18 protein-coding genes are annotated in these 23813 nt (G+C 45.4%); 17 read left to right on the top strand and 1 reads right to left on the bottom strand.

Annotated features, from left to right (window positions below; translation table 11 throughout):
- The first annotated feature begins 426 nt into the window (after window positions 1-426).
- Window positions 427-3105 carry a cation-translocating P-type ATPase gene (locus ACSYSR_RS01755; RefSeq protein WP_489816297.1) on the top strand — a complete coding sequence of 893 codons (2679 nt, stop codon included), beginning with the start codon at window positions 427-429 and terminating at the stop codon, window positions 3103-3105.
- Between the two features lie 6 nt (window positions 3106-3111).
- Entirely contained in the window at window positions 3112-3549 is a 438-nt protein-coding gene (locus ACSYSR_RS01750; RefSeq protein WP_489816298.1) for a chemotaxis protein, read from the top strand.
- Window positions 3550-3621: 72 nt separating this feature from the next.
- On the opposite strand, the gene ACSYSR_RS01745 is transcribed toward ACSYSR_RS01750, so the two are convergent.
- Complete coding sequence (locus ACSYSR_RS01745; RefSeq protein WP_489816299.1) at window positions 3622-4620, bottom strand: glycosyltransferase; 999 nt, start codon at window positions 4618-4620, stop codon at window positions 3622-3624.
- Between the two features lie 127 nt (window positions 4621-4747).
- Between ACSYSR_RS01745 and ACSYSR_RS01740 the strand changes: the two genes are divergently transcribed.
- The 15 genes from ACSYSR_RS01740 to cshA all read left to right on the top strand — a co-directional run bounded on the left by ACSYSR_RS01740 (window position 4748) and on the right by cshA (window position 23746).
- Window positions 4748-6196: an ABC transporter substrate-binding protein/permease gene (locus tag ACSYSR_RS01740; RefSeq protein ID WP_489816300.1), complete on the top strand. Its 1449-nt coding sequence runs from the start codon at window positions 4748-4750 to the stop codon at window positions 6194-6196.
- Window positions 6193-6942, top strand: a complete 750-nt coding sequence (locus ACSYSR_RS01735; RefSeq protein WP_489816301.1) for an amino acid ABC transporter ATP-binding protein — start codon at window positions 6193-6195, stop codon at window positions 6940-6942. Before ACSYSR_RS01740 ends, ACSYSR_RS01735 begins: the two co-directional genes overlap by 4 nt.
- A 44-nt stretch (window positions 6943-6986) precedes the next feature.
- Entirely contained in the window at window positions 6987-8432 is a 1446-nt protein-coding gene (locus ACSYSR_RS01730) for an ABC transporter substrate-binding protein/permease (protein ID WP_252774280.1), read from the top strand.
- A 53-nt stretch (window positions 8433-8485) separates the two neighbouring features.
- Entirely contained in the window at window positions 8486-8917 is a 432-nt protein-coding gene (locus ACSYSR_RS01725) for a competence protein CoiA (RefSeq protein ID WP_489816302.1), read from the top strand.
- A gap of 156 nt (window positions 8918-9073) precedes the next feature.
- Entirely contained in the window at window positions 9074-9556 is a 483-nt protein-coding gene (locus ACSYSR_RS01720) for a hypothetical protein (RefSeq protein ID WP_489816303.1), read from the top strand.
- Between the two features lie 76 nt (window positions 9557-9632).
- Window positions 9633-11426: an oligoendopeptidase F gene (gene pepF, locus ACSYSR_RS01715; RefSeq protein ID WP_489816304.1), complete on the top strand. Its 1794-nt coding sequence runs from the start codon at window positions 9633-9635 to the stop codon at window positions 11424-11426.
- Window positions 11427-11445: 19 nt separating this feature from the next.
- Window positions 11446-12378, top strand: coding sequence for a phosphoglycerate dehydrogenase (locus ACSYSR_RS01710; RefSeq protein WP_489816305.1), 933 nt, complete (start codon window positions 11446-11448; stop codon window positions 12376-12378).
- 321 nt (window positions 12379-12699) lie between these two features.
- Entirely contained in the window at window positions 12700-13749 is a 1050-nt protein-coding gene (gene pheS, locus ACSYSR_RS01705) for a phenylalanine--tRNA ligase subunit alpha (RefSeq protein ID WP_489816306.1), read from the top strand.
- A 2-nt stretch (window positions 13750-13751) separates the two neighbouring features.
- Window positions 13752-16208, top strand: coding sequence for a phenylalanine--tRNA ligase subunit beta (pheT, locus tag ACSYSR_RS01700; protein ID WP_252774275.1), 2457 nt, complete (start codon window positions 13752-13754; stop codon window positions 16206-16208).
- A gap of 69 nt (window positions 16209-16277) precedes the next feature.
- Complete coding sequence (gene murA / locus ACSYSR_RS01695) at window positions 16278-17564, top strand: UDP-N-acetylglucosamine 1-carboxyvinyltransferase (RefSeq protein ID WP_252774274.1); 1287 nt, start codon at window positions 16278-16280, stop codon at window positions 17562-17564.
- 87 nt (window positions 17565-17651) lie between these two features.
- Window positions 17652-17912: a type B 50S ribosomal protein L31 gene (locus ACSYSR_RS01690; RefSeq protein WP_047974287.1), complete on the top strand. Its 261-nt coding sequence runs from the start codon at window positions 17652-17654 to the stop codon at window positions 17910-17912.
- 103 nt (window positions 17913-18015) lie between these two features.
- Window positions 18016-19404: a 23S rRNA (uracil(1939)-C(5))-methyltransferase RlmD gene (rlmD, locus tag ACSYSR_RS01685; RefSeq protein ID WP_489816307.1), complete on the top strand. Its 1389-nt coding sequence runs from the start codon at window positions 18016-18018 to the stop codon at window positions 19402-19404.
- A 130-nt stretch (window positions 19405-19534) separates the two neighbouring features.
- Window positions 19535-20899 carry a UDP-N-acetylmuramoyl-tripeptide--D-alanyl-D-alanine ligase gene (locus ACSYSR_RS01680; RefSeq protein ID WP_489816308.1) on the top strand — a complete coding sequence of 455 codons (1365 nt, stop codon included), beginning with the start codon at window positions 19535-19537 and terminating at the stop codon, window positions 20897-20899.
- Complete coding sequence (locus ACSYSR_RS01675; RefSeq protein WP_489816309.1) at window positions 20892-22070, top strand: serine hydrolase domain-containing protein; 1179 nt, start codon at window positions 20892-20894, stop codon at window positions 22068-22070. Before ACSYSR_RS01680 ends, ACSYSR_RS01675 begins: the two co-directional genes overlap by 8 nt.
- A 128-nt stretch (window positions 22071-22198) precedes the next feature.
- Entirely contained in the window at window positions 22199-23746 is a 1548-nt protein-coding gene (gene cshA, locus ACSYSR_RS01670; protein WP_489816310.1) for a degradosome RNA helicase CshA, read from the top strand.
- The last annotated feature ends 67 nt before the right edge of the window (window positions 23747-23813 follow it).

Raw genomic sequence — 23813 nt, 5'->3', positions numbered from 1 at the left:
TGGACGAGAAAAATTAGTTTTTTTAACCGTCACTTTTCGTGCCAGTTAATATGAGGCTCATTTGTCATTATTCTCTATTTTATCTTACTTGTTGGCACTAGCAAAATGTTGTTGATGCATTATGGCAAGGAAAGCACAGTTCTAATGTTTGAAATTCATTTAGAAATAGCAAAAATTACTATACAGCTGTAAAAATTCTGTTATACTGAAAACATAATATAATTTCTGAGGGAGTAACTGACGAAATGTTCGTGGCTGATAACCGTCAAAGCAAAACAGTAATGTTTTATATCGTGCAAGCTTTATCGCACCGGCTCAGCCTTAAACAGTGAGACTCATACCATGACGCTTTTTTGCGTTTGGTATGGGTCTTTTTCTTTTACCCAGACCAGATAAAAAAGAGAGTAGTAAGAAAAGGAGAGAATTGTGGCAAAACAACCATATCAAATTGATGTCACTGATTTGACCAGCGAGCTCAAGACAAATGCTCAAACTGGTTTAACCGAAGAACAAGTTCGCGACCGTTTGGCAAAGGATGGACCCAATGCCCTGGTTGCAAAGAAAAAGCGTAGTCTTTTTCAAAAGTTTGTTGACCAATTTAAGGATTTAATGATTGGAATCCTATTGGCTGCTGCCTTAGTCGCCGCCTTTACGGGGGAAACAACTGATGCCGCCTTTATTTTGGCCATCGTGATTATTAACGCCGTTTTCGGTGTTTTTCAAGAAAGCAAGGCCGAAGGGGCCATCGAGGCTTTAAAGGCTTTGGCGACACCAAAGGCTAGAGTGGTACGTGCTGGTCGCGACCAGGAAGTACTTGCCCCTGATTTGGTCGTGGGTGACCTCGTGTACCTGGAAGCCGGGGACGTTGTCCCAGCTGATTTGCGTTTGGTTTCTGTCGCTAACTTACAGGTGGAAGAATCAACTTTGACTGGCGAGTCAGTGCCAGTCGAAAAGACGGATGCTGTCTTGACTGGCGAAAACTTGCCGTTGGGTGATCAAGCAAACTTAGCTTTTATGAACGCTAATGTGACCTATGGAAAAGCAACCGGTATCGTGATTGCGACCGGCATGCAGACCCAAGTTGGTCAAATTGCAAAATCCCTCCAGTCAACGGATGAAACCAAGTCACCACTGCAAGAAAATTTGGCGCAACTGGGTCGAATCTTGACTTATTTAATCTTGGCGATTGCCACTTTGACATTCGTGGTCGGTTACTTTACCCAAGACGCCAAAGTGATTGACTTGATTTTGACTTCAATCTCTTTGGCCGTTGCAGCCATTCCTGAAGGATTGCCAGCCATTGTGACGGTTACTTTGGCCTTGGGAACAGCCCGGATGGCCAAGAAGGCTGCCTTGGTCCGGAAGTTGCCCGCTGTTGAAACTTTGGGCTCAACGGATATCATTGGTTCCGATAAGACTGGGACCTTGACCCAAAATAAGATGACCGTTGAAAAGTTGGTCTTGGCTGGGAAAATCGTTGATTTGCAGGCTGAAAATCCTTTTGAAGCCGACCAAGTCAACCCTGATTTGTTGAAATTGGCCGACTTACTGGCTTTGAATAACGATACAAAGGAAATTGATGATGGCTTGGTTGGGGATCCAACCGAAACAGCCTTGATTGCCTTTAATAAAAAGTACCGTCCAGCCTATACGGACACGTTGGCTCAAATGCCTCGGGTCAGTGAAATTCCATTTGATTCCGAACGTAAATTGATGACGACTATTCATCCAGTTGCTAAAGGTTACGAGGCAACTGTTAAGGGAGCGCCGGATTCGATTTTGGCTCGAGTCAGTCAGGTCTTAGATCACGGTCAAATCAGACCCGTGACTGAGGCTGATTTGGCCAAATATCAAGACATCAATGCTGAGTTAGCTGACCAGGCTCTCCGGGTCTTGGCCTTTGCCTACAAGGATTTGAATGCAGTGCCTGACAATCCGCAAGCAGATGTGGTGGAAAAGGACTTAATCTTGGTTGGTTTAATTGCCATGATTGATCCGGAACGTCCCGAAGTCAAGGGTGCCGTTTTTGAAGCAAAGAAGGCCGGCATCCAACCGATTATGATCACGGGTGACCACCCTAAGACTGCTGCTGCTATTGCCGGTCGTTTGGGCATCTTAACGGAGGAAGATGACCGTACCAAGGCGGTTATGACTGGCGCCGAATTAGATGAAATGTCGGAAGAGGCCTTCCAAGATCGGGTTAAGGATGTGCGCGTCTATGCCCGAGTTGCACCAGCCCACAAGGTTAAGATTGTTCAAGCCTGGCAAGGTAAGGGCAAGGTCGTGGCCATGACCGGAGACGGTGTGAACGATGCGCCGGCCTTGAAAACTGCCGATATCGGCGTTGCCATGGGTATTACCGGAACGGAAGTGTCTAAGGAAGCGGCCGATATGGTTTTGGCCGATGATAATTTCTCAACAATTGTTGCGGCTGTGAAGGAAGGTCGAAAGGTTTTTGCCAATATTCAAAAGGCCTTGCAGTACTTGCTGGCATCGAACTTGGCCGAAGTGATTGCCATCTTTATGATGACATTACTTGGTTGGGAAGTGCTGGCGCCTGTTATGATCCTGTGGATCAACTTGGTAACCGATACCTTGCCAGCGATTGCACTGGGATTGGAACCAGCCCAGAAGGGCGTGATGTCACAGAAGCCACGTGGTAAAACTGCTAACTTCTTGTCTGGCGGTGTCGGCCCAGCCATTATTTGGCAGGGAACGATGCAAGCCATCCTTGTTTTGGCGGTTTATGGCATTGCCTTGGCCTTCCCAGAGCATCAGGGATCAGAATTGATTCACGGGGATGCCTTGACGATGGCCTTTATGACCTTAGGGTTGATGCAGATGTTTAATGCCATTAATGTAAAGAGTGTTTACCAATCAGAGTTGGGACCACAGGCCTTTGCTAATAAGTTCTTCAACTGGGCCTTAGTTTTCTCACTCCTTGCCATGATGGCCGTTGTCTTTATCAAGCCATTGAACCCAATCTTCCACGTGACTTACCTTGACAGTCACCAGTGGTTGACGGTTGTCCTAGCAGCTTTTTCTATCATTGTGATTGTCGAACTGGTAAAATGGGTACAACGACAATTTTTCAATAAAGGATAAAGTATAGTGGCCAAATTTAACCCCAAGCAATTACAGTATTATCTTCAAGCACTTCAAGATGTTTTGACTAAGACACAGGAAACAGCTGACAGCGTTTCACCATTTTTCGTTAAGTTGGACTCAGCTAAGCAAGAGTCAGCAGTCGCTGACATGCCTAAGGCTGATTTTGCCGAAGTAAAGGCGGAATTTGATGATGCTGTGGCTGTTTACCAAGAAAACGCAAAGACTTTAGCCGCCTTGACTGTCCCCGTTCGTTTTATGGGTGCCCACAAGACGTTGGCGAAAGCTTACCAAGACTATGCCGACGCAACAGCACTGATGGCTGATGCCTTGATCCTTGATGGCCAAAAAATTGACGACGAAAAATTTGCTCAATCTGAGGCTGACCAGGAAACTTACTTGAACAAGGTTCAAGCGCAAGTAGCTAAAATCTTTGGTGTATAAAAAAAGAGCACTGCAACCGACCAAGTCAAACGGTCGCTTCGCGGTGCTTTTTATGTGCTAATGGTCAATTGACTAGTTTTTATGAAAAAAATCAGTGACGCCTTTGAGTGTTTTTTTGGTAAAGGCCCCCTGGCTGACCTGTTCTCGCAGTGGCAAGAGGTTCGTCTGCCAATTTTGATACTGATCGGCCGTGATGGTTTTCATTCGCGCCTCTAGTTCGCTTAAATCTTTGATAGTAAAGCCAATCTGGTAGCGGTCAGTTAACCGGCCAATCTGGCTTTCTTGCCAGGCAATGATTGGCAACCCAGCCTTGAGATAGAGACTGGCCTTATGTGGGGCATTGATTTTCGTGTAGCTTTGATAGTGGCGGGTATTAAAGTCGCTATCCCAAAGCAATCCAAACCCAGCACTTAAGTGGTTTTGAATGTCGTCAGGTTCAAAGTTGCCAGCCCATTGAATGTCAGCTGGCATCTGCCAATCACGCCATTTTTTAGGCCGGTTGCCAAATAACTTTAGTGCTGGCCCTTGGTAATCTTGTAACCAGGGGGCTTTTTGCCAAGTACCGGCATAATTTAGAATTTTTTGATAACTGGCAAGGGGTGGATTAGGACCCAAATAGTCAAAGAGGGGTTGAACAATTGTAGCTTGATTAACACCCATTTTTGCTAAGGATTCGCTCATTGCCTGTGAATGGGTGATGATGAGGTTGGCCTTTTGTGCCAAAGCGAATTCTGTCGGGTCAGCTTTTGTTACTCGGAATGGTTCGAAATCGTGAATTAATAAGGCATAATTAGCTTTTTTGTCTTGAATAGCTGTCAACCATTCGGCTTCAAAATCAGCACTCATGTAGGTTGGAAATTGGTGGACCACGGTATCACCCGGTACAATCAGCTTGAGTGCCGCTTCGATGTGCTTTTGCCGCTCTTCTTTTGAGAAGCGTTGATCGTTGTAGCGTTCAAGTGGCAGGAGAGAGAAACCGCTTGTTTGAGCGATTTTGGCGTAGTCGTCCTTAGCCTTTAAAGCCCCCTTGGGCATCCACGGTTCGATTGTTTGGGTAATCCAATTAGTCATGAAGTCTATTATAGCAGACTCCATTCAACCTTTCGGACTAGACCACTAACGTAATAAAAACTGACATTGTCAGTAAATGCCCTGTTAGTTTTTGATATAATAGGAACATTATGAAAAAGAGGTTATTATGAAAAAAGTACTAATGACTTTGGTGACTGCAGTGGCAGCCTTCCTGGCCTTTGGTGTGGCAAGCCAAAAGCCAGCTTCGGCCAGCGAACCCCACTACATTATCGCCACGGATGCTACTTACGCACCCTTTGATTTCCAAGATAAGAACAATAAGTACGTTGGTATTGACCAAGACATTTTGGCCGCCATTGCCAAGCGTGAAGGATTTACATATGAGTTAAAGCCAATGTCCTTCAACGCTGCTACCCAGGCCGTTGCTTCTGACCAGGCCGATGGGGTGATTGCTGGAATGTCAATCACTGACGCCCGTCGTCAGGTCTTTGATTTTTCAACGCCTTACTACCGGAGTGGAATTGGTTGGGCAACGGCCAAGGATTCAAAAATTAAGTCCTTGTCTGATTTGAAAGGGAAGACGGTCGCTTTGAAGACCGGGACTGCCGGTGCACAGTACGCCGAATCAATCCAAGCAAAGTATGGTTTCAAGATTACTTATTTCTCTGATTCCGATACTTCATACCGTGATGTCATCAACGGCAATTCGGACGCAACGTTCGGTGACCTGCCAGTTTTGCAGTATGCCGTTAAGAACGGAACAGAATTAAAGGTTCAAAATCCAAAGGATCCATTTAACGCTGGTGACTATGGTTTTGCCGTTAAGAAGGGGGCTAATGCTGCTTTGTTGGCTGCCTTTGACAAGGGCTTTGCGGCCATCAAAAAGGATGGTACTTATGACAAGATTGTCAACAAGTACTTGGATGCCAAGGCGTCAACCTTTACTGGTTCAGCCGCAGATAACAACTCTGTCTTTGGTATCTTGCGTTCAAACTCATCCGCCTTCTGGACTGGTTTGAAGGAAACGCTTTACTTGACAATTGTTGGAATTGTTTTGGCAACGATCTGGGGCTTGCTCTTGGGCGTTATGGGTGTGGCCAAGTCAAAGTTCTTGCGTGGCCTGGCAACAACCATCATCTATATCTTCCGGGGTATGCCAATGATGGTTTTGGCCTTCTTTATCTACATTGGTTTGCCTGGTGTGATTGGTGTGAAGATTCCTGCCTTTACGGCCGGTGTTTTGACCCTGATTTTAAATGAAGGAGCCTATACAGGTGCCTTCGTTCGCGGTGGTTTTAATTCCGTTGACGATGGTCAGATGGAAGCGGCTCGCTCATTAGGGCTTTCACATTCAAAAGCCATGCGTAAGGTAATTATTCCGCAAGGTTTGAAGTTAATGATTCCAAGCTTTATTAATCAATTTATTATTACCTTGAAGGACACGTCAATCTTGTCTGCAATCGGTATTTTGGAATTGACACAGACTGGTACGTTGATTGTTACTCGGAATTCACAGGGATTCCGTGTCTGGGCAATTATCGCTGTGATATACTTAATTGTAATTACGTTACTTACATGGTTGAGTAACTGGGTTGAAAAAAGGACACGAGCATGAGTGAAGAAAAGCAAGTGAAAGTACACGTTGATAAGGTTAATAAGTCATATGGCGATAACCATGTTTTGCGTGACATCTCTTTGGACGTGATGGCCAACGAAGTTGTTGTAATGATTGGACCCTCTGGTTCCGGAAAGTCAACCTTCTTGCGGATGTTAAATCAGTTAGAAATGCCAAATTCTGGTTTGGTTGAAGTTGATGGCTATGACATTTCTGATTCAAAGACTGATATTAATAAGGTTCGCGAAAACATCGGAATGGTGTTCCAGAACTTTAACCTCTTTAACAATTACACGGTTTTGCAAAACATTACTTTGGCACCTGTTCAATTGGGTAAGATGACCAAGGAAGAAGCAGATCAGCGTGGTAAGGAATTGTTAGAAACTGTTGGTCTGTCTGATAAGGCTGACAAATCAGTTAATTCATTGTCAGGTGGACAAAAGCAACGTGTTGCTATCGCCCGTGCTTTGGCAATGGACCCAGACATCATGCTCTTTGATGAACCAACATCAGCCTTGGATCCAGAAATGGTCGGCGATGTGTTGGATGTCATGAAGGATTTGGCAAAGTCAGGAATGACGATGATTATCGTTACCCACGAAATGGGCTTTGCCAAGCAAGTGGCTGACCGGGTTGTCTTCTTCGAATCTGGTAAGATTCAAGAATCTGGTACGCCTGAAGAAGTGTTTAATGCGCCAAAGAACGAACGTTTGCAAACTTTCCTGTCAAAGGTGATGCAAGCCTAAGGTCAATTGGTCGCTAACACGTAAAGATAGGAAGAATGAATACAATGGTCAACCAACGAGTAAAACCGATTTTGGTGGCGTTAACGCTTTTCTTGGGCTTTTTTGCCTTTGGAACGAAGGCCAGTGCCGCCGAACCCAATTATGTCATTTCAACTGATGCGACTTACGCACCCTTTGATTTCCAAGACAAAAATAATGAGTACGTCGGGATTGATCAAGATATTTTGAAAGAAGTGGCTAAGAGAAACCATTTCACCTATACATTGAAGCCAATGTCTTTTAACGCAGCTGCTCAAATGGTCGCAAACGGCCAGGCAGATGGGATTATTGCTGGAATGGCGATCACAGACGAACGAAAGCAAGTCTATGATGTTTCGGATCCATACTATAAGACTGGTGTTGCTTGGATTACCAAGAAGGGCTCCAAGATTAAGTCATTATCAGAATTGAAGGGCAAGACGGTTGCCTTGAAGTCTGGAACTGCTGCTTCAAATTACGGTTTGTCTTTGCAAAAAAAGTACGGTTTTAAGGTTAAGTACTTTAACGATACTGATACCATGTACAACGATGTTGTCAACGGTAACAGTGCTGCCACCTTTGAGGATATGCCCGTTATCCAGTACGCCATTAAAAACGGCTTGGATTTGGAAGTTAAGAATCCAAACAACCCAGGTAATGCCGGTGGCTATGGTTTCTTCGTTAAGAAGGGACAAAACCCACAGTTGATTGCTGATTTTAACAAGACCTTGAAGGAAATGAAGGCTGACGGTTCTTATCAAAAGATTGTTGATAAGTATTTGAAATCAGACCAAAAAAACTTTACTGGTTCAGCTTCTGATAACAACTCAACTTGGGGCATCTTGCGCTCAAACAAGAAGGCCTTCTTTGATGGTCTGGTGCAGACTATCCAGTTGACCGTTGCTGGTATTATCCTTGCTTCTTTGTGGGGCTTGTTGCTTGGTTTGATGGGTGTGGCAAAGTCAAAGGTCTTACGTGGGTTATCCACAACCATTATTTACGCCTTCCGTGGTCTGCCACTGATGGTCTTGGCTTTCTTCATTTACATTGGTTTGCCAGGCGTTATTGGAACGAAGATTCCAGCTTTCACGGCCGGTTTGTTGACGCTGATTTTGAATGAGGGCGCTTATACTGGGGCCTTTGTTCGCGGTGGTTTTGAAGCTGTTGACAGAGGACAGATGGAAGCGGCTCGCTCATTGGGATTGCCTTATGGCAAAGCAATGGCTAAGGTAGTTGTTCCGCAAGGTTTGAAGATTATGGTGCCGTCATTTGTCAACCAGTTCATCATTACCTTGAAGGACACGTCAATCTTGTCTGCCATCGGAATTTTGGAATTGACACAAACGGGAACACTGATTGTTGCCCGGAATTCACAAGGGTTCCGTGTTTGGGCGATCATTGGTTTGATTTACATGATTGTGATTACGCTGTTGACTTGGTTCTCAAACTGGTTAAAGAAGCGTTTAAATTAATTAAAAATAATTTTAAAGGGCCTTCTCGTCTAACTGACTGAGAGGCCCTTTTTATGTTACTTGCGATTAATTCATTCAATCAATATTGCTTTGCCAATCTGGCTCATCGAAGTGAAAATTACCAGTGTCCGGCCTGTAAAAAACCGGTTGTTCTTCGTCAGGGACAACAAAATGTAGCCCACTTTGCTCACCAGGTCCAAACGGGCTGCCATGCCTTTACAGAAGGTGAAACAATCGATCATCTTTTGGGTAAGATGGCGCTTTACCAACATTTTGCAAAAGATTATCAGGTCGTAGTCGAACCTGTTTTAAGGCAAATTAGTCAGCGCCCTGATTTATTGGTGAAACGATCGCAAGGAAAAGATTTGGCAATCGAGTACCAATGTTCACCAATTGGTAAGAAACGTCTGCAAGAACGCAATCAAGGCCTACATAGTCTCGGACTAGAGGTTATGTGGGTTTTGGGACCTGACTACTATCACTGACGTTTGTCAGGCGAATTAACTTGTCGATTTCTTGATGACGATCGGCTATTTTTTTATGTACCTAAGCAGAAGCGCTTTGAAACCCGTTTTAATTTTTCTAAGACGGACTTTCATAAGCTGCAGTATGAAAGCCGGACTGGTTTTGGGGCTGCCTTCTTGAGTGCAGTTAAGGGCAAGCGCCCAGAAAAACAGTTCACTTTACCGTCAGAAATTAACCAGATAAGGTTAGTCGGCCCAACCAGTGACTTGGCCCAGCACCTACTCTACCAACGAACTAAACTGACCTTGCTGATGGTTCAGGGCCGTATTAACCTTGATTTGATTAATTATCTTTACGAACAGGGACATCGTCTTGACCAAATCCCGGACTGGTGTCTTTTAGGACAAGCCTTTGGCCTAGCAGTTCCAAACTGGCATTTTAGGTTAGTGCTTGTTTTGTTGTTGGAAAGAGTTGGCCTTAGCCATTGGATTTCTGAAAAAAGCCTTAGTGCCCGTTTAAGGCAGTATTTTTATCCCAGTTTTCAGGACCAAGAAAAAATCTTGCAAGCGACTTATGCTGATTTGGCATCCAGCGGGGTCATTTGCTTACAAGACAGTAAAATTCTAGTGATAAAGCTCCTGCAATTTGTCGCAGATTGAGATTGCTATGTTAAAATGATTAAAATATAAGAAAAAGGGGGGCCTGAAGCAAGTCAATGCCTTGGGCAACAACTACATGGGACAAATCACACGACAAGAAGTGCCAGCCAAACTGACTTGGGATTTAACCAAAGTCTTTGCAGATGACCAGGCCTTTGAAGAAGCGTTTGCCGCTTTGAGGGCTAGCTTGGCCGACTTGGACCAGTATGTCGGGCACCTTGGTGATTCTGCCCAGACTCTGTTGGCCGGTTTGGAAACAGATCTGCAAATCGAACGGTCATTTGAAAAGATTTACGTTTATGCCAATCAAAAATATGATGAAGATACGACAAACAACCACTATGCTGGTGTCTACGCCCAAACCCAAGACCTATTAGCCGCTGTGAGCCAAGCAACCGCTTTTTTCCAACCGGAAGTTTTGGCGATTGATGAACAGACTTTGGCCACTTACCTAGAAGATCCGGCCCTGGTGCCTTACCGTCATTTCTTCGATGTCTTGCTTTCAGAAAAGGCACACACACTGCCCGCAGATCAAGAGGCCCTGCTAGCCGGTGCCTCAACTGTTTTGTCATCGGCTGAACAAACTTTCTCGGCGCTGGACAACGCCGATATGGACTTTGGTGATGTCGTCACGGAAAACGGTGAAGTCGCAGAATTGACGAACGGCCTCTACGGCGTGATGCTGCGTTCTAAGAACCAGCCAACACGGCAGCAGGCCTTTACGACCATTTATGACGCTTATATGTCGTTGAAAAATACTTTCGCTTCAACGTTGTCTTCAACGGTTAAGAAACATAATTTCTTGGCGAAGACTCGTCACTACCAATCCGCGAAGGAAGCGGCCGTGCTGTCCAATCAGATTCCAACAGCCGTTTATGATACTTTGACTGACCGTGTTGAAAAGAACCTGCCACTTTTGCATCGTTACGTTTCATTGCGCAAGGAAGTCTTGGGCTTGGAAGAAGTTCATTCATACGACCTGTACGTTTCCTTGACAGATGATGTTGACTTGCCTGTTACCTATGATGCTGCACAAGAAATCGCCTTAAAAGCCTTAGCACCATTGGGTGATGATTATCTGGCAGTAGTCAAGAAGGCCTTTGCGGAGCGCTGGATTGACGTTGTTGAAAACAAGGGCAAACGGTCAGGTGCCTATTCTGGTGGCGCATACGATACCAACCCTTATATCTTGCTGAACTGGCAGGATACATTGGATAACGTCTATACTTTGGTACACGAAATGGGTCACACCGTTCATTCTTATTTGACTCGGCACAGCCAGCCTTACCACTATGGTGATTATCCAATCTTTTTGGCCGAAATTGCTTCAACGACTAATGAGGCCCTCTTGACGGACTACCTGCTGAAGACTTATGATGACCCTAAGGTTCAAGCCTATGTTTTGAACCAATACTTAGACGGTTTTAAGGGCACGGTCTTCCGTCAAACGGAATTTGCTGACTTTGAAGCTTGGATTCATGATCAAGATGCTGCTGGCCAGCCACTGACGGCCGAAGCGATGGCCAATTATTATGGCGACTTGGATTCAAAGTTCTATGGTCCTGATTTGACTAAGGACCCAGAAATTGCTTATGAATGGTCACGAATTCCACACTTCTACTACAATTTTTACGTTTATCAGTACGCTACTGGTGAAGCGGCTGCCACAACACTGGCCCAAAACATTTTGGAAAAGGGTGAGGCAAAACGCTATAAGGACTATTTGAAAGCTGGTAACTCAGCTAGTCCATTAGAAGTTATTGCCAAGGCTGGCGTTGATATGACAGAAGGCACATACTTAGATCAAGCCTTTGCCGTCTTTGAAGATCGGTTAAATCAGCTTGAGGCATTACTTGGTCAGGCAAAGTAAGAAGGGAGTTTCAATAATCATGGCGAAAATTTTAGTATTTGATGGGATTGATGAAAATGCACTTGCTCCATTGAAGCGAGCAGGCTTGGAAATCGTCTCAAACCCACAGGCAACATCAGAGGATTTTGCCAGTGATGATGAAGTCGTAGGCATCATTTTGATGATGTATAAGATTGACGGCGCGGTCATGGACCGTTTCCCCAACTTGAAGGTCATTGCTCGTCATGGTGTTGGTTATGATAACGTTGACTTGCAGGCTGCTAGTCAACGTGGCATTGCCGTCACGAACACACCCGGTGCTAATGCCGGTGCAGTTGCTGAAACAGCGGTTACGTTAATGTTGATGGCTGGTCGTTTGTTTGAAACCAGCCACGATGCCATTACAGACAAGAAGGCAGCCAATTATATGGCTGGTAAGAGTGGCCAGCAAGTTTCAGGCAAGATTGTTGGCATTATCGGCTTTGGACATATTGGGCAAGAAATCGCCAAATTATTGACTGGTTTTGGTGTTCACGTTTTGGCCTATGCGCGTCATGAGCGCAACGTTCCCAATGGTCGGATGGCTGACCTCGATGAAATCTTCCAACAGGCAGATTTTGTTGTTTCAGCTTTGCCCGCAACGCCAAGCACAACTGGCTTGATTGATCAAAAGGCCTTTGACCAGATGAAGGCAAGTACGGTCGTAGTCAATGTTGGTCGTGGACCAGTGATTGATGAAGCTGCTATGATTGCTAGCTTAAAATCTGGTAAGATTGCTGCTGCAGGACTGGATGTGGTTAACCAGGAGCCAATTAGTCCGGATAACGAATTATTGTCCCTGCCAAATGCCTTTGTCTTGCCACACGTGGCAGCGCACTCCAAGGAAGCGGATTTTGAAGTGGCTAAAACGGCCGTTAAAAATGTCTTAGCAGTTTTCGAGGGCAAACCTGCTGCAGACCAAGTCAACGATTAAATCAATCGCAATTTTTGAAACTGGCTAGTCAAAAACAGGCTAGGCGGTTTTCCTGATTTTTGTTATACTAGAAATACGATGAAGGACCTAGTAGGGGTCAGCCAGTAGCAAAGCGAGCGGTGTCTAGTGTAAGACCGTCTGTTGGTGCCTCGAATTTCAGTCTGGAGACTTTGGCTTAACAGTCAACGGTAAGCCGCCGATACCGGCCAAGAGTGCTGGCCTTTTGGTCAGAAACTGGGTGGTACCGCGGAAGTTCTCTTACGTCCCTTATGTTGTGCGAACAACATAAGGGACTTTTTATTTGGAAAAAGAGGAAGATGAATGACATTAATTGATGAATTACAGGCAATTGCTAAGCAAGCTGAGGCCGATTTGGCAGTAACGGGAGCCGACTTAGAGCAAGTTCGGGTGGCTTACCTGGGTAAAAAAGGAAAAATCACGACAGTTTTGAAGTCGATGAAGGACCTTTCAATCGAAGAAAAGAAGGCTGTCGGCCAGGTCGGTAATCAGGTTCGCCAACAAATCCAAGATAGCTTAGCAACCATGAAGGCTATTCAAGAAAAAGCCGCAATGGATGCCAAGTTGCAGGCGGAAACGCTTGATGTAACACTGCCGGGAACACAGCCCAAGTTGGGTAATCGGCATGTGTTGCAACAGATTATGGATGAAATCGAAAGCCATTTCTTGGGATTGGGCTACCAAGTGATTGATGACCCAAACGATTCACCCGAAGTGGAAACGGATGAGTATAACTTTGAACGGGAAAACCTGCCGAAGGATCACCCAGCTCGTGATATGCAGGATACTTTTTATGTGACACCAGAAATTTTACTGCGGACACAGACATCACCCGTGCAGTCACGGGCGTTGGAAAAGCATGACTTTTCTAAGGGACCATTGAAGATGATTGCACCGGGGAAGGTTTACCGCCGTGACACCGATGATGCGACGCACTCACATCAATTCCACCAAGTGGAAGGTCTGGTTGTTGGTAAGAATATTACCATGGCTGATTTGAAGGGGACATTGTTGTCAATTATGCAGGAACTTTTTGGTGAAAAGCACCAAATTCGTCTGCGTCCATCGTACTTCCCGTTTACGGAACCATCTGTCGAAGTTGACGTTTCTTGGAACGAAGTGACGGAAGATACCAAGCCAGAAGATATTCGTTGGATTGAAGTTTTGGGCGCCGGAATGACCCATCCAAACGTTTTGAAGATGGATGGTGTTGATCCAGAAGAATACTCAGCCTTTGCCTTTGGCTTAGGCCCTGACCGTTTTGCCATGTTGAAGTATGGCGTGGAAGACATTCGGCAATTCTACTTAAACGACGTCCGGGTCTTGAATCAATTTAATAAGCGGGGAAACTAATCATGAAGACCAACTTAAAATGGTTAAACGAATACTTACAGCCAGGACTTGATTTGAGCGAACAGGCTGTCTTAGATTTGGCACAGCAAATTGAATTGACCAGTGTGGAATTGGAATCCGTTGGAACGGCTGCTGCTAAGCAGTCCGGTCTTGTGGTTGTCCGAGTTGATTCGGTTGTGCCACATCCGGATTCTGATCACATGGTGATTACACAGGTTTTTGATGGTCAAGAAACAATTCAGGTCGTGACCGGTGCACCAAACGTGGCTGAGGGGCAGTTAGTTGTTTTGGCCCGTGTCGGGGCTCAGATTATTGACCGTGAAAGTGGCGACTTGGTGACAATCAAAGAGGCAAAACTCCGTGGTGAAAGTTCATATGGCATGTTGGTTGCCTTGCAAGAAATTGGCGTAGCCGACGCTGTAGCACCACTGGACTTTGAGCAAGGCATTCACGTTTTCACAGAAGAAGATGGTGTCAAGCCTGGAGATGATGCACTCGCAGTTTTGGGCCTCAAGGATCCGATAATTGATACTGATTTAACCCCGAACCGGGCCGACCTTTTGTCGATGCGGGGGATGGCCTATGAACTGGCTGCCATGACTAACCAAAAGGTGATGCTACCCCAGACAACTGTCTTGAGTGATCAATCAGAGTCAAATGCCGTGGTGACGGTTGCCGGAAACGCTGATTTGGCAACGGGATATGCAGTCCGTGTTTTGGGGCAAGTTAAAAACAGCCCATCACCTCTCTGGTTGCAAAGTCGCCTGTGGAATGCAGGTTTCAAGCCAGAAAATAAGATTACTGATTTGGCCAATTATTGGCTCTTGCTGACGGGACAACCTTTGCATGTTTATGACTTGGATAAATTAGCAACGATGCAGTTGGAAGTTCGCTTGGCAAAAGAGGGCGAAACATTACCTCAAGGCGAAGAAGAAAAGATGGCTCTCCGTGCTGGCCAGGATATTGTGGTTGCGGCCGGTGATCAAATTGTGTCTTTGGCAGGAATTGCCACGAATCCAGCAGTTGCAGTGACAGCTGATACAACGAAGGTCGTTGTTGAAGCTGGTCAGTTTAACCCAAGTCTTTTGCGGCAAAGTGCTCGCCGTCATAACCTACGATCAGAGTCTTCTTTCCGGTTTGAACGAGGAATTGACTTGGATCAAACCCTTGAAGTTCTGGATCAAGTGTCTGCTGAAATGGCTTTGTTGACCAAGGGGAAGATTGTTGTTGGTTTGAGCAAGTTTGGCTTTGCTTACCGGGCACCAGAAACGATTACTATCGGTCGGGATCGAATCAATCAAATTTTGGGAACGGATTTGTCAGTGGCAACAATTTCTGCTATTTTCAATCGCTTGGCGCTACCAATCGATGAAAAAACTGGTCAGTACACAGTAACCATTCCGGGTCGCCGGACGGATTTGACGATTCCAGCTGATTTGATTGAAGAGGTTGGCCGTCTTTACGGTTATGACAACCTACCAACGGCTTTGGTTGCAGGGCAAAGTACACCTGGTGATTTGACACCACGACAAAAGAAGATTCGTGCTAGTCGAGAAATTATGGAAAGTCTCGGATTTGATCAGGCCATTTCCTATGTCTTGACAACACCTGAAAAAGCAACAGCTTTTAATTTGGATCGAAACCGGGCTGTGGTGGCCTTGGACTACCCAATGTCATCGGATCGGACGACTATTCGACAAAATCTTGTGTCTGGTTTGTTGGATGACGTGGCCTATAACGTGGCTCGCTCGATTAAGGACATTGCCCTCTACGAGCAGGGACGAATTTTCTTGGCGCAAGGCGAAAACGTGCAGCCGGAAGAACGTGAGCACTTAGCCGGTGTTTTGGTCGGCAATGTGGCTGAATCGAGCTGGCAAACGGGTGAAAAAGATGAGACTGCTGATTTTTATGATATCAAGGGTCGGCTAGAGGTGTATTTACAAACGATTGGCCTTGATTCAAATGCAGTTCGCTTTGAACAAAGTTCACAACATGAAGCCATGCATCCGGGGCAGACGGCAGATGTTTATCTTGGTTCAACTTACCTTGGCTTTGTTGGTCAAATTCATCCGGCTGTTTTGGCGAATGCCAAGTTGCCGGCAGTCTTTGCCTTTGAAATTGACCTGGAAGCAGTCATTGCTCATTCACAGGCACCGGTTGCTTATCAACCTGTTTCAAAGTATCCACAGATTAGTCGTGATTTGGCTGTCTTGGTTGATGACAGTATCGACCAACAGCAGGTCTTTGACGTGATTAAAGCAAATGGTGGGGCTTACCTTCAAAATGTTACTTTCTTTGACTTGTATACGGGTCAGGGGCTGCCAGTGGGGAAGAAGTCGTTGGCGTATGAGTTGACTTATCAAGACAAGACTGACACCCTAGTTGAACCGGTTGTCACAGCAGCCTTTGAAAAGATGACGGCAACTTTGACAGCGGAATTAGGTGCGGAAATCCGCTGATTTTGATTGTCATGTTGTAACAAAAACGATATAATTAGGGTAAAACCACAAACAAGTAGGATAGCCCTTATGGCAAAAATTATTATTAACGGTGGCCACAAGATTTCAGGTGCGGTAACCATTGGCGGAGCTAAGAACTCAACGGTTGCATTGATTCCCGCTGCAATTCTGGCCGACACGCCGGTCAACTTTGACAACGTTCCACAAATTTTAGATGTTAAAAACTTACAGTATATTCTCGCTGCGATGAACGTTCGTTCTAATTTCGCGAATGGTGATCTTTCGATTGATCCAACCACAATCACGGAATCTGAATTGCCTTCAACGGCCATTAAATCATTGCGGGCCTCTTATTACTTCATGGGAGCGTTGCTGGGCCGCTTTGGTCGAGCAACGGTGACTTTTCCTGGTGGTGATAACCTCGGATCACGACCAATCGATCAGCACATTAAAGGCTTTGAAGCATTGGGTGCAACGGTGACTGAAGTTGGTGATGTGATTACCCTTGACGCAACTGCCCACGGCTTGACAGGGGCGCGGGTAACTCTTGATACGGTTTCTGTTGGGGCTACTATCAATATTATTTTGGCTGCCGTAAGGGCTAAGGGGCAGACGATTATTGAAAACGTGGCCAAGGAACCGGAAATTATCGATATTGCGACTTTCTTGAACAACATGGGGGCCAATATCCGTGGCGCTGGAACCGATACGATTCGCATCACAGGTGTTGACCGCTTGGAAGCGCGTAATACCCACACAGTGATTCCCGATCGGATTGAGGCGGGCACGTACATGGCCATGGCTGCGGCCTTTGGTGATGGTGTCACCATCAAAAACGTCATTCCAGAACACTTGGAGTCCTACACTTCAAAGTTGTTGGAAATGGGTGTTGATATGCAGATCGGTGAGGATTCAGTCTTTATTGGGCCAAGCCATGATTTGAAGCCTGTTGCCATTAAGACGATGCCATATCCTGGTTTTGCGACTGATTTGCAACAACCCATCACACCACTTTTGTTTTTAGCTGAAGGCGAAAGCACGATTACTGAGACCATCTATCCAATGCGTAATAAGCATATTGCCGAATTGCGACGGATGGGTGCAGAGTTATCGTCATTAAACCCAGGTGAAATCAAGGTCAACCATTCTGAACGTTTAGTTGGCGCAACGGTGGAAGCGGCTGAGATTCGTGCAGGCGCCGCCTTGGTCATTGCCGGGATTATGGCCGATGGTCAAACCGTGATTGAAAACGCCACTCATATTTTGCGAGGTTACGACCGCTTGGCTGATAAATTAGCTTCTTTGGGCGTTGATTTAACAATTGAAGGTGTTGATTTAATTAACTTGATGCCTTAACCTTGCATGGATAATATCGCTGTGATAAAATAGTTAAGTTAATAACTGACTCTGATTTAATAAAATCAGGGCGCTAAGGAGATACTCATGAAAAAAGAAATCCATCCAGATTACCGTCCAGTTGTCTTTATTGATGCCGCAACTGGTAAGAAGTTCTTGTCAGCATCTGTTGTTGCAACTGACACAACTACTGATTTTGAAGGTCAAGAATATCCATCAGTACGTATGGAAATCACTTCAGATTCACACCCATTCTACACTGGTAAGCAGAAGTTTACTCAAGCTGATGGTGCGGTTGACAAGTTTAACAAGAAGTTTGCTAACTTCGGCTTCAAGAACAACGACTAAGTTGTTGGATAAAAACGCTCACCTCGGTGGGCGTTTTTTCTTGGCTTGTGGAAAAAGCATTTGTTGGTGGTGAGTTAGCACCAAGCAGAGTGTTGGAGGCATGATGGCAAAGACAATTGTACCTGTTAAATTACATGAAAAGTTGACGGTCACTATCAAAGAAATTCGTCAAAATGGGATGGGGATGGCCTTTTTAGCTGGCTTTTCCGAGTATCCGATTTATTTAGCTGATGCCATGCTTGGTGAGGAAGTTCAAATTGAAATTATCCAGGTGGATAAGTATTCCGCCTATGGAAAAATTTTGGCATGGGCTAAAGCGAGTACTGGACGCAAAAATCAGGACCGGCAATATTTGGTTGAGGCCGGGACGGCGCCCTTGGTCAACTGGGCCTATGCCAATCAAAAGGCATTTAAACAACAGATCGTGCAAAAAAATTTTCACGATGCTGGTCTGCAAGTGACTGTTGCTGATCCGATTACGATGGACACAACGCCAACTTACTACCGCAACAAAACGGTTGTTCCCCTTAAGTGGCAGGATGGGCAGCTTTTATCCGGCTTTTATCAACGGGGTAGCCACCATTTGGTACCGATGGAAGACTACTATGTCAATGATGCCAGGGTAGACCAAGTGATTGTCATCGTCCGTGAGATTCTTGCTAAACGAGGTATCTCTGCCTATGATCCGGACCAAGAAAAGGGGGCCATTCGTTATGTGATGGTTCGCCGAGGCTATTATAGCCAACAGTTAATGGTGGTTTTGGTGACCAATGAGGATGCCTTGTCTGATGAGGCGGGACTCGTCGATGATATTGTGGCTGCCTTGCCCGATTTGACATCCCTAATCTTAAACTTTGCACCCAAAAAAGATTATGTCCAATTAAGCGCCAACAACCGTGTTCTCTTTGGTCAGGCGGTCATTGAAGATACATTGCTTGGGAAAAAGTTCTTAATTGGCCCAAATTCCTTTTATCAAGTTAACCCGGTAATGACAGAAAAGCTGTATCAAAAGGCAGCTGACTTGGCTGATTTGAAGCCGACGGATGTCGTCATTGATGCCTATGCGGGGATTGGAACAATTGGAATTTCAGTCGCCGACCGTGTCAAGGAAGTGATTGGTGTTGAGGTTGTACCAGGAGCAGTACTGGATGCTAAGAAGAATTTGGCATTAAATCAGATTGACAATGCCAGTTACATTGAGCGCGATGCCCCGGATCAGTTTGAAGATTGGCAAAAGCAAGGGTTTCAACCAGACGTTGTCTTTGTTGACCCACCACGACGGGGGTTGACGCTAAAGTTAATTGAAAAAACTGCTGAAATGGGTCCTGAGCGCGTGGTTTACGTTTCTTGTAACCCTGTGACTGCTGCCCGCGATGTCGCCTTGTTTCAAGACTTGGGTTACGAGATTAAGGGGCCGGTTGTTCCGGTGGACCAATTTCCTCAAACTGCCCATATTGAGACGATTACCGTTTTACAAAAGAACGAAAACTAAGTGCTATTTAAAACAGATGATGGTTGTTTATAAGGCATTAAGATTACGTACCATTGATATCAGAAGATGGTTGTTTATAAATAAAACTAAGCGCCACCCAAATTTTTACTAAACAAGGAAATTAATTGCTATGAACCTTTCATTACAGACAATCGCACAAGCAACTAAGGGTAGTCTACAGGGACCGGCCAATCAAATGGTGACGGGTGTTGCCTTCGACTCCCGCCAGGTCAAAGCCGGGGACCTGTTTGTTGCCCTAGTTGGTGATCAAGATGGCCATGATTATATTGGCCAGGCATTAAAAAAAGGTGCCACCGGTGTTCTAGCACAGACACAACATGTTATTGATGGGACTGTACCAGCGGTAGTGGTTGACGATACCTTGGAGGGCCTGCAGGCATTAGCTAAATTTTACTTGCAAACGGTCCAGCCAAAGGTCGTTGCCATTACTGGTTCGAATGGAAAAACGACCACCAAGGACATGGTTGCTGCGATTTTAGCTACGAAGTATCAAACCTTTAAGACGCCGGCTAATTTTAATAATGAAATTGGTCTGCCGGTGACCATTTTGACGATGCCAGAGACAACTGAGGTTTTGGTCTTGGAGATGGGCATGGACCGCCCGGGTCAGTTGACGGCTTTGTCAACATTGGCTCAACCTGATTTGGCCGTCATTACCATGATTGGTGAGGCTCATCTTCAATTCTTTAAGACACGAGCTAACATTGCCAAGGCCAAGTTGGAAATTATTGCTGGCCTAAAGCCGAATGGGGAATTGTTGATTCCAACAGATGAGCCACTCTTGCAGGATGCCAAAGGGTTGCCAGCCAAGACGGTTAGTTTTGGGCCGGAACCAAATGACTGTGTCGAGACGTTACAGGAGACAAAATTTAGTGATCAGGGTCAAGAATTTGCAATTCCGCTCCTGGGCCGTTATAATGTTAGGAATGCCTTGGCGGCAATTCGTGTTGGCCAAGCTTTTGGTTTGGACCTCCAAACGATTGCTTTAGCCTTGAAAAATTTTGCGTTAACGAAAAACCGCACCCAGTTACTGACAGCAGCTAATGGGGCAATGGTCATTTCGGATGTTTATAACGCCAATCCAACGGCCACCAAAGAAGTTTTGACAGCGTTGGCAAAGGATCATACTGAAAATTTAGTCTTAGTTCTTGGCGATATGCTTGAACTTGGTGAAGCGGCACCGGCTCTCCACGCTGACTTAAAGGAAGCCGTCTTGCAGGCACAACCAAAAGCCGTTTACCTGGTTGGCCCTTTGATGGTGGAAAACCTAGGAACAGCGTTGCAGGAAACGTTGTTATCTGAGCAGGTTCACTTATATCAAACGGACCAGTTGGCAGCACTCATGACTGATTTGACAAAAAACCTTAGTGCCAATGATTGTGTCTTCTTGAAGGCCAGTCATGGCATCCACTTGGAAAAGGTGGTGGACTATTTGGTTGCTGATCAAGGCAAGCAGGGTGGAAGCCATGCTTAAACGGGTTGATCTTTTTCCAGAAAAAGTAAAAACACTCTGGTATCGGGATCATTGGCTAGCTTTGTCAACGATTACCTTGATTATTCTTTTTATTGGGGGAGCAATTGGTTTAGCAAAGTTAACTAAGGCTAGTCCACAAGCGATTTTGTCTAAACAAAAAATATTTTCGGCCGATAATGTTAAAAATTTAAAAAAAGACATTGGTCCGCAAAATCAGACTGCTCAAGCAATTGACCAGAAATTAAAGAGTGCAGATTTTACTGGAACAGCCTTAGTCATTAAGGATGGCAAAATTATTTTAAACCAGGGTTATGGATTTGCTAATTATAGTCAGCAGATGCCCAACAGTGCCCAAACGGTTTATCATATTGCTTCTTCCGCTAAATTTTTGACAGCTGTTTTAGTCGGTCAGGCAGTTTCTGAAAAGAAGCTTTCCTATGATGACCACTTGAGTCAGTTTTACCCCAACATTGCCAATGCTGATCAGATTTCGATTCGCGACTTATTGACGATGACCTCTTCTTTGCAGCAAAAGTTGCAACCCACGACTTTTACTTCTGACCAAGATAATGCTCAGTTCTCGGCCGATAATACGCAGGAAACCGGAGTGGCGATTGGTTCTGGTGCTGGTTGGTCGTATCAGCCGGTTAATTACCGATTGTTGGCTGGTATTTTAATGAAAATTTCGGGTCAGTCCTTTGACAAAATGGTTAAAGACTACTATAACAAGCAGTACGAGCTCGGAATTGATGATTATACACGGTTTGCAGAGGATCATCAGGCTGCCTTAGGTTATCAAAAGGATCTCACCAGTCCAACCGGTGTTACTAAGGTTGAAAATGAGCGAGAGACTGGAACTGGGAACCTGGCAATGTCAGCTGGGATGCTTTACCGGGCTTATTGGCTCTTCTTCCATGGTGCTTTCTTCCAAAACCCAATGGCTCTTTTAGTCCAGCACTTGCCGGCTCACTATGTCTCAGGTCTTTACCGCTATGGTAATATTTATACCTCTCATGGGATTTTTAATGGTTTTGAGCCGTCCGTTGTTTTGGGCAAGAATAGCCAGGACGCTGTGCTTTTATTGGCAAATCAGTATTACCATGGTCACAGCTTTGAGGGTCTCTCACATGACCTATATGAGAAGTTAACAGGAACGAAGGTTCCTTCCTAAACACTAGTCAGCCCAGCTAGACTATAAACTGCTTGGCGTATTTTTGACGTGCTGGTGGCACGTTATGATGGAAACGGCTCAGAAATGAGTCAGGGCGCGCTGACCCAGTGCGCAAAAAGGAGATAATTTTGAAGTTTAATGAACTCGGCTTGTCACAAGCCATTTTGCAGTCAATCGAAGCCCACGGCTACGTTGAAGCAACCCCCATCCAAGAAAAAACAATTCCTTTGACCTTAGCTGGTAAGGATGTTATCGGTCAAGCCCAAACAGGAACTGGTAAGACAGCCGCTTTTGGTTTGCCAATCTTGGAAAACATCGACTTGAATGATCAAAACATCCAAGCCGTGATCATCTCACCGACACGAGAATTAGCAATCCAGACTGCTGAAGAATTGAAGAAGCTTGGTTCTGACAAGTCAGTCAACGTTCAAGTGGTCTTCGGTGGTGCCGATATCCGCCCACAAATTAAGGGCTTGAAGTCCCATCCACAAATTTTAGTTGGAACTCCGGGTCGTTTGTTGGACCATATTAACCGTAAGACTGCCAAGCTTTTCGGTGTGAAGACATTGGTTTTGGATGAAGCCGATGAAATGTTGAACATGGGCTTTTTGGATGACATTGAGGCCATCATCGCTCAAGTTCCTGACCACCGTCAGACATTGTTGTTCTCGGCAACAATGCCTGAAGCTATCAAGCGAATCGGGATGAAGTTTATGACTAATCCTGAATATATCCAAATCAAGGCTAAGCAATTGACAACTGATTTGGTTGATCAATACTTCATTCGTGTTCGTCACGAAGAAAAGTTTGATGCCCTGACTCGGACAATCGATATTCAAGAACCATTCTTGGGGATTGTCTTTGGTCGGACAAAGCGTCGAGTAGAAGAATTGGCCCGTGGATTGGAAGCCCGGGGATACCGTGCCGCTGGTTTACACGGTGATTTGACACAACAAATGCGTTCACGTGTCTTGGACCAATTTAAGGCCCATGAAATTAACCTCTTGGTTGCAACCGATGTTGCTGCTCGTGGGTTGGATGTTAAGGACGTGAGTCACGTTTATAACTTTGATATTCCACAAGATCCAGAATCATATGTTCACCGTATTGGCCGTACTGGTCGTGCCGGTGCCGAAGGTGTTTCAGTAACATTGGTTGCACCAAATGAAATGGATTACTTGCGTGCTGTTGAAGAATTAACGAAGAAGCGTATGACGCCATTGCAACCAGCAACATTGAAGGAAGCCCGGATTGGTCGAATTAACGGGGCCATTGATACCGCAGCCGCAACAATTAAAGGTTTGAACCCCGCTGAATTGCAAGAACAAGTTAACCAAATGACGTCACAATTCACAGCTGAACAATTGGCTGCTGGTTTGTTGGCTGCTGTGGCTGGTTTGGATAAGCAAAACGCGCCAGTTGTTTTGTCACGTGAACGTCCTTTGCCTCGTCGCAAGGGTGGTTCATCATCACGTCGTGGTGGCTACCGTGGTGGTAACCGCCGTTCAAATGGTAATGGTGGTGGCTATCGCGGGAATGGCGGTGGTCGTCGTAATGGTAATGGTGGCTACCGTGGTGGGAACCGTTCACATTCTGAAAACCGCGATAACCGTGGTGGACATCAAGGTGGTGGCAATCGCCGCCGTCGTGACTTTACTGTTCGCGAAAAAGACTAAAATAGATACAATACAAATCGGTCGGTTTTATGGCTTACAAAGTGTAAAACCGTCTGTCATCGTGATG

Source organism: Fructobacillus sp. ESL1096, from assembly GCF_058511985.1.
The sequence above is the reverse complement of the archived record's forward strand: the minus strand, read 5'-3'. Positions and strand labels throughout refer to the sequence as shown.

Excerpts from the sequence above, each read along its gene's own strand:
- ACSYSR_RS01745 (WP_489816299.1), bottom strand. The coding sequence starts at position 4,620 with ATGACTAATTGGATTACCCAAACAATCGAACCGTGGATGCCCAAGGGG.
- ACSYSR_RS01740 (WP_489816300.1), top strand. The coding sequence starts at position 4,748 with ATGAAAAAAGTACTAATGACTTTGGTGACTGCAGTGGCAGCCTTCCTG.
- ACSYSR_RS01735 (WP_489816301.1), top strand. The coding sequence starts at position 6,193 with ATGAGTGAAGAAAAGCAAGTGAAAGTACACGTTGATAAGGTTAATAAG.
- ACSYSR_RS01730 (WP_252774280.1), top strand. The coding sequence starts at position 6,987 with ATGGTCAACCAACGAGTAAAACCGATTTTGGTGGCGTTAACGCTTTTC.
- ACSYSR_RS01725 (WP_489816302.1), top strand. The coding sequence starts at position 8,486 with ATGTTACTTGCGATTAATTCATTCAATCAATATTGCTTTGCCAATCTG.
- pepF (WP_489816304.1), top strand. The coding sequence starts at position 9,633 with ATGGGACAAATCACACGACAAGAAGTGCCAGCCAAACTGACTTGGGAT.
- ACSYSR_RS01710 (WP_489816305.1), top strand. The coding sequence starts at position 11,446 with ATGGCGAAAATTTTAGTATTTGATGGGATTGATGAAAATGCACTTGCT.
- pheS (WP_489816306.1), top strand. The coding sequence starts at position 12,700 with ATGACATTAATTGATGAATTACAGGCAATTGCTAAGCAAGCTGAGGCC.
- pheT (WP_252774275.1), top strand. The coding sequence starts at position 13,752 with ATGAAGACCAACTTAAAATGGTTAAACGAATACTTACAGCCAGGACTT.
- murA (WP_252774274.1), top strand. The coding sequence starts at position 16,278 with ATGGCAAAAATTATTATTAACGGTGGCCACAAGATTTCAGGTGCGGTA.
- ACSYSR_RS01690 (WP_047974287.1), top strand. The coding sequence starts at position 17,652 with ATGAAAAAAGAAATCCATCCAGATTACCGTCCAGTTGTCTTTATTGAT.
- rlmD (WP_489816307.1), top strand. The coding sequence starts at position 18,016 with ATGGCAAAGACAATTGTACCTGTTAAATTACATGAAAAGTTGACGGTC.
- ACSYSR_RS01680 (WP_489816308.1), top strand. The coding sequence starts at position 19,535 with ATGAACCTTTCATTACAGACAATCGCACAAGCAACTAAGGGTAGTCTA.
- ACSYSR_RS01675 (WP_489816309.1), top strand. The coding sequence starts at position 20,892 with ATGCTTAAACGGGTTGATCTTTTTCCAGAAAAAGTAAAAACACTCTGG.